7 protein-coding genes are annotated in these 6,112 nt (G+C 67.2%); 4 read left to right on the top strand and 3 right to left on the bottom strand.

Features of this window, described 5'->3' with window-relative positions; genetic code table 11:
- Positions 1-156: 156 nt before the first annotated feature.
- Both AB4118_RS32115 and mobB read right to left on the bottom strand, forming a co-directional pair.
- A complete protein-coding gene (locus AB4118_RS32115; protein ID WP_441493553.1) occupies positions 157-1,413 on the bottom strand; it encodes a molybdopterin molybdotransferase MoeA in 1,257 nt (418 codons plus the stop codon).
- 7 nt (positions 1,414-1,420) lie between these two features.
- The gene (gene mobB / locus AB4118_RS32110) at positions 1,421-1,951 is read right to left on the bottom strand and encodes a molybdopterin-guanine dinucleotide biosynthesis protein B (protein WP_441493552.1); all 531 of its coding nucleotides are present in this window, start codon (positions 1,949-1,951) and stop codon (positions 1,421-1,423) included.
- A 241-nt stretch (positions 1,952-2,192) separates the two neighbouring features.
- On the opposite strand from mobB, the gene AB4118_RS32105 reads away from it, so the two are divergent.
- The 4 genes from AB4118_RS32105 to AB4118_RS32090 all read left to right on the top strand — a co-directional run bounded on the left by AB4118_RS32105 (position 2,193) and on the right by AB4118_RS32090 (position 5,284).
- Entirely contained in the window at positions 2,193-2,423 is a 231-nt protein-coding gene (locus AB4118_RS32105; RefSeq protein WP_441493551.1) for a sulfurtransferase TusA family protein, read from the top strand.
- A gap of 26 nt (positions 2,424-2,449) precedes the next feature.
- Positions 2,450-3,583 carry an Mrp/NBP35 family ATP-binding protein gene (locus tag AB4118_RS32100; RefSeq protein WP_441493550.1) on the top strand — a complete coding sequence of 378 codons (1,134 nt, stop codon included), beginning with the start codon at positions 2,450-2,452 and terminating at the stop codon, positions 3,581-3,583.
- 164 nt (positions 3,584-3,747) lie between these two features.
- A complete protein-coding gene (locus AB4118_RS32095; RefSeq protein ID WP_441493549.1) occupies positions 3,748-4,770 on the top strand; it encodes a MerR family transcriptional regulator in 1,023 nt (340 codons plus the stop codon).
- Positions 4,771-4,882: 112 nt separating this feature from the next.
- Positions 4,883-5,284, top strand: a complete 402-nt coding sequence (locus tag AB4118_RS32090) for an SRPBCC family protein (protein WP_441493548.1) — start codon at positions 4,883-4,885, stop codon at positions 5,282-5,284.
- A 182-nt stretch (positions 5,285-5,466) separates the two neighbouring features.
- Here AB4118_RS32090 and mobA read toward each other — a convergent pair whose 3' ends face one another.
- Entirely contained in the window at positions 5,467-6,093 is a 627-nt protein-coding gene (mobA, locus tag AB4118_RS32085) for a molybdenum cofactor guanylyltransferase MobA (protein WP_441493547.1), read from the bottom strand.
- Positions 6,094-6,112: the final 19 nt, after the last annotated feature.

Here is a 6,112-nt window from a genome sequence, read left to right as displayed (position 1 = left end):
AGGCAATGATGAGATGGACGAGGTCTCGGGCGACGGATGGGCCAAACTTCAAACGGACGGCTCCCTCAAGGGCGAAATCCGCGTCCACAACGGTGACGATTCCACCTTCATCGCCCGCCCTAGGACGACTTCTTCAACAGCCTGCTAAATACTGCGCTACGCCATCAGGAGATCATAGGCGAGGAACGGTACGAGGGTTCCCGCCTCGATACGTGTCAGCTCCTCCGCGAACTCCACCAGCCCCTCCGTGCGCGTCAGCGAGGTCATGACCCCGGCCCCGTCTCGTAGATGCTTGGACGCGATCATGACACCGTCCGCTCCAGCAGCGAGCGAAACACCGACATACTCACGCCGCCCAGGCTTCTTTCGATAGGGGAAGCCGAGCCTTACAGGCAGCGGCACCGGAGCAACATGGGCCGAGCCGGCAAGCCGTGCCATGACCGGGCGTGCGACAAAGGCGAAGGTGACGAACACGGCAACCGGATTTCCCGGCAGGCCAATGAACGGCACGCCTTCGATGACGCCCATGGCCACCGGCCGGCCGGGCTTGATGCCGATACGCCAGAAGACCAGCGCGCCGACCTGTTCGACCGCCGCCTTGACGTGATCCTCCTCTCCGGTCGAGACGCCGCCGGAAGTCAGGATCAGGTCGCAACTCCGGGCCGCGTCGCGCAGCCGCGCAGCCAGGCTGCGCGGCTCGTCACCCAGGATGCCGAGATCGACCACATCCGCCCCCGCCCGCGCCACCATGGCACGCAGCGCAGCGCGGTTGGCGTCGTAGATCGCGGCCGGCGGCAGGGGCAGGCCCGGCTCCGCCAGCTCATCGCCTGTCGAAAAGATCGCGACACGCGGCCGGCGGCGAACGTCGACCGAGGCATGACCGAGCGCAGCCAGCAGCGCGAGATCCTGCGGCCGCAGGCGCCGGCCTGCCGACAGGGCGGTCTCTCCGCGCGCGATATCCTCGCCGGCCGGTCGGGCATTGGCTCCGTGTTTGAGGCCCACGGGCAAACGGACGAAGCCTTCTTCCGCCGTTACATCCTCCTGCATGAAGACGGTATCGGCTCCTTCCGGTATCGGCGCGCCCGTAAAGACCCGGACGGCCACGCCTGCGGTTGCAATGCCCGCCGCGTCAGTGCCGGCGGCGACCCGGCCTGAGAGTGCGAGGCGGGTCTCTCCTGCCGACGCCAGATCGACGAAGCGGACCGCATAGCCATCCACGGCAGAATTGGCGAAGGGCGGGAGATCGAGGCCGGCCACGACATCGCTGGCGAGAACCCGACCATCGGCGTCGGCCAGGGCGACCTGCTCCGTGCCCTCCACCGGCCGAATCCGCTGGCCCGCAAGCTCAGCCGCTTGCTCGATGCTCATCAAGGGGCCACCGAAGGCGAAAGTATCCTCGCTGAGTTGCGCCATTCTGCCCTCAACCCTGTTGCTGCACGCGAGCCAGAATGGCGGTGAGCGGCTCGGCGCAAGAAAGCACAATCTCTGCGATTGCGCCGATGTCGTCGAGATCCACGACAGGGCAGCCCGCCTCGGGAAATGCGCTGTCGCAGGCGATCGCGACGATCATGGGGTCGCCCGGGTGCAGCGGCGGCTTGCCGTTGGCTGCGCGATGCACCTCGATCTTGAGATGCGGCTCGCGCTTGAACCCCTCGATGATCACCAGATCGACCGGGGATAGTCGCCGGAGCAGATCCGGCAGATGCGCTTCCGGCTCGCCGCGCAGTTCATGCATCAGCGCCCAGCGGCGCTCGGACGAGATCAGCACCTCATGCGCGCCCGCCTGACGGTGTTCGTAGGAATCCTTGCCGGGCTTATCGAGGTCAAAGCCATGGTGCGCGTGCTTGACCGTGGAGACCGAGACACCGCGGCGTGCAAGTTCCGGGATCAGGCGCGTCAGCAAGGTCGTCTTGCCGGCACCGCTCCACCCTGCCAGGCCGATCACACGCATCAAAGCTGAATCCCCCAAAACACGATCGGGCACAAAGGCACCCTGTTGTCATCTGGCACGCCCCCTCCCCGGTCAAGCCAAGTGGATGGGACCGCCACGGCTCATGCCCGCGATCATCGCGCCCCGTGCGATGCCGACAGGGCAGCAAGGCCTCTCGCGCTCCGCTGCGGCGAAGGGCCGGTGGTTGCTCCCGCGCAAGAAGCCATCATATGAAGCACTGCGTATTCGACAGGCTCGGCCCATGATCTCGATCCCCCTCAATCTGCGCGGCTTGAAATGCCCCTTGCCGACACTGCGCGTGCGCAAGGCGCTGAGGAGCGCCGACGCCGGAGCCTTGTTCGTCGTCGAGTGCACCGATCCCATGGCGGCGATCGACATTCCCAACCTGATGCGCGAGACGGGCGACGCAATCGAGCTCAGCCGTTCCGAGGGCGAACTTCTCGTCTTCCACATTCGCAAAGCTGCGGCCTGACGCCGCGCCAGCCGGAGTACGCCTTCGTGGCCCTGACCGAATCCGACATTCTGCGCGCGCTCGAGCTGGTGAAACTGCCCGCGAGCGGCCAATCGCTGCGCGCTTCCGGCCGTATCGCGGAAATCCTGATCGACGGCGGCAAGGTGATCTTTGCGATCGGCATCGACCCGACCGAGGCTGAAGCGATGGAACCCGTGCGAAGGGCCGCGGAAAGCGCGGTCGGCGGTATTCCGGGCGTCACCCAGGTTCTGGTCGGGCTCACGGCAGACAAGGCGCCGTCGCGACCGGCGCCCTCTGCCGCCGCGCAGGCACGCCAGCAGGCGCACGGCCAGCCAGGTCCCGGCGGGCCGATGCCAAAGGCCGCCGGCGTGCCCGGCGTGAAGCAGATCATCGCGGTGGCCAGCGGCAAGGGCGGCGTCGGCAAGTCGACGACCACGGCCAATCTCGCGGTCGCGCTCGCGATGCTCGGCCTCAAGGTCGGCGTACTCGACGCCGATATCTACGGTCCCTCCGTGCCCAAGATCTTCGGCATCACCGGTAAGCCGCGCCTGGTCTCCGGCCGGACGCTGGCACCGATGGAGGCCTATGGGCTGAAGATCATGTCGATCGGCTTCCTGATCGACGAGGAGACGCCGATGATCTGGCGTGGGCCGATGGTGATCTCGGCCATCACCCAGATGTTGCGCGAGGTCGCCTGGGGCGAACTCGACGTGCTGGTCGTCGACATGCCGCCCGGCACGGGTGACGCGCAGCTCACCATGGCGCAGCAGACACCGCTCGCGGGCGCAGTGATCGTCTCGACGCCTCAGGACCTGGCTCTGCTCGATGCCCGTCGCGGCGTCGCCATGTTCAAGCGCGTCGAGGTGCCGATCCTCGGTATCGTTGAGAACATGAGCTATTTCGTCTGCCCGGAATGCGGCCACCGCTCCGACATCTTCGCCCATGGCGGGGCGCGGCACGAGGCAGAGCGGCTGGGCGTGCCCTTCCTTGGCGAGATCCCGCTTGCCATGCCGATCCGCGAGACCTCGGACGCCGGCCGGCCGATCGTGGCAAGCGACCCAGAAAGCGCCCATGCCAAGGCCTATCTGGCCATTGCGCGGCAGGTTCAGGCGGGCCTGAGTGGCAAGACCCGGGCCGCGCCGCGCATCGTCATCGAATAGAGACGCCGCCCCCGGCCCGAAATCAGAACTCGGCGGCGAGCGGACACTCGCCTCCGGCCTCATGCCGCGAGCGTGGAGGCGGCCAGACATCGCGAGCACGTGGTTGACCCGGCCCCTGGGACCGCCCCGATAAGGGCAGCGGTCAGCCGGCAACGAGGTGATTCGTGAGCTCTTGCACTCCATTCCTGAACCCAGCCGAGGCGGCCAGGCGGCTTGGTGTTTCCGCCAAGGCGTTGCGCATCTACGAGCAGCGCGGACTGGTCGCCCCGGTCCGCACCATGGCCGGGTGGCGCGCCTATGGTCCCGCTGAGATGGCCCGTGCCGCCGAGATTGCCGCATTGCGCGCGCTTGGGCTGAGTCTCGTCCAGGTGGCGCGCGTGCTTGGAGGCGATGCCCAGGAGCTGGAACCGGCCCTGGCTGCTCACCAGGCTTCGCTCGAGGAGCGTGCCCGTCAGCTCGCAGGAACGCTGGAGAAGGTCCGCAGCCTGCGGGCTGACCTTGCCAGAGGTCAGGCTCCCGCGGCCGGAGAACTGGTGCGCCTGCTGGAGCCCGCAATCGAACGCGGCGTCGCCTTCGATCTGCCCTGGCCCTGGGGCGGCGAACGGTTTGAGCTGCGCGAAATCCTGCCGCTGACCTACATTGTCGGCCCGCTCGGCAGCGGCAAGACGCGGCTGGCCCGGCGCCTGGCCGAAGTCTTGCCCGATACGGCCTTCCTCGGGCTCGATCGGATCGCGGCTGACGGCGCAATCGGCCGGGCAGACATGGATTCCGATCCGGCATTGAAGTCTCGGGTCGCCAGGACCCTGGCCCGGCTCGTCGACGACGGCGCCCGGATGTCTGGTGCGCTGGCCGCCCTGGTCGCCGAACTGGAAGCGGAGGGTCCCGCGGTCCTGGTCGTCGACATGATCGAGGACGGGTTGGATCAGGCCACCCAGCAAGCCTTGATCGCCCATTTGCGCGGCCGCGGGCCGCATGGACGGCCGCTCTTCATGCTCACGCGCTCCTGCGCGATTCTGGATCTGGCAGCCGTGGGGTCCGACGAGGCAATCATCCTCTGCCCTGCCAATCACAGCCCGCCGGTCCGTGTCGCCCCCTATCCCGGCGCTCCCGGCTACGAGGCCGTCGCCACCTGCCTCGCCTCACCCCAGGTGCGTGCCCGGGTCGCATGCCCACCCCGGCAGGCGTAATCAATCGGCCCTCCGCACCGGCGCCCAACCGCCCCGGCCGGATACGGGGGCGGCTCGAGGCATTTGCCAATGTTCTTCTTTTGTTCTAGTTTGACTGAAAGGAGGTCATTCCATGCCCGTTCAGCCCGCGCGCCATATCAGCATCTCGATCGGCAGGCCGATCGAGCAGGTCTACGGCTTTCTGGCAGAGCCCAGGAACTTCCCGAAATGGGCCGAAGGGCTGGGCCATAGTTTCAGGCATATCGAAGGCATGACCTGGGCTGCCGAGACCCCATTGGGCCTGATGCGCATCCTGTTCAGCGAACCCAATCCTTACGGTGTGCTCGACCATGCCGTGATCCCCGATCACGGGGAGCCGATGCACAACCCGATGCGCGCCCTCGCCAATGGCGATGGCAGCGAGGTGATCTTCACTCTCTACAAGCGGGCCGAGATGAGCGACGACGATTTCGCCCGCGATGCCGACTGGGTCACGAGCGATCTGGGGCGTCTCAAAGCGCTGCTGGAAGGCTGACGAGAGCGATTGGCCCGTGCCGACGCCATCGGGCGCAGAAACCTGAGATCCATGCCCGGCCCCGCCTGATTGACGCTGTTCGATGGTTTCCAATGCACCTTCGCGCTTCCGTCGCGAAGCCGGCACGCGCCTTCAGAGCCGTGTTCTGCGGCAAGCTGGGATAGCGGGCGCCCCAACCACCATCACGCATCGCTCAGCCGCGCGTGAAGCTGCTCGGCCTCAACCAGGTCATCAGGGCGATTGGCATTGAAGAAGGGGTCAACCGGATCGACCGGCCACTCCGCCGCCGCAACACCATGGCGCGCCGTCCAGCGGCCGATCTTTCGCTCATCCTCGACCGTGAGTGCATGCCGCAAGTCGTCACGCAGCGCGACCGGCCACAGCCCGATCACCGGATGGTCCCAGCCGCCCGATGCAGCGCAGGCCAGCGGAACATTGCCCGCTGCGCGCGCCACATGGAGCCGTTGCACAAGATCACGCGGGATGAAGGGGGTGTCTGCCGCAACGCTGACCATCCAGGCATGTCCGGGGCGGTTCGCGGCCATCCAGTCGAGCCCGGCCAGGATGCCGGCCAGCGGCCCGGCGAAACCGGGCACGCTGTCGGCGACCACCGGCAGGCCGAATTCAGCGAAGCGCGACAGGTCGCCATTGGCATTGATCAGAAGTCCGTCGCATTGCGGCCCCAGGCGATCGACGACATGGGCGAGAATGCTGCGCCCGGCGATCAGCCGAAGCGGCTTGTCGCCACCGCCCATGCGGCGCGCGAGCCCGCCGGCGAGGAGGAGACCAAGCGTTGGAGGGATGGTCATGCCATGGCCTGCAAGCGTC

The organism is Allobosea sp. 2RAB26, from assembly GCF_052115465.1.
Lineage (GTDB): Bacteria > Pseudomonadota > Alphaproteobacteria > Rhizobiales > Beijerinckiaceae > Allobosea.
Note: the sequence above shows the minus strand (reverse complement) of the source record. Positions and strands in the feature narration are given on the sequence as shown.

Excerpts from the sequence above, each read along its gene's own strand:
- mobB (WP_441493552.1), bottom strand. The coding sequence starts at position 1,951 with ATGCGTGTGATCGGCCTGGCAGGGTGGAGCGGTGCCGGCAAGACGACC.
- AB4118_RS32090 (WP_441493548.1), top strand. The coding sequence starts at position 4,883 with ATGCCCGTTCAGCCCGCGCGCCATATCAGCATCTCGATCGGCAGGCCG.
- mobA (WP_441493547.1), bottom strand. The coding sequence starts at position 6,093 with ATGACCATCCCTCCAACGCTTGGTCTCCTCCTCGCCGGCGGGCTCGCG.
- AB4118_RS32105 (WP_441493551.1), top strand. The coding sequence starts at position 2,193 with ATGATCTCGATCCCCCTCAATCTGCGCGGCTTGAAATGCCCCTTGCCG.
- AB4118_RS32115 (WP_441493553.1), bottom strand. The coding sequence starts at position 1,413 with ATGGCGCAACTCAGCGAGGATACTTTCGCCTTCGGTGGCCCCTTGATG.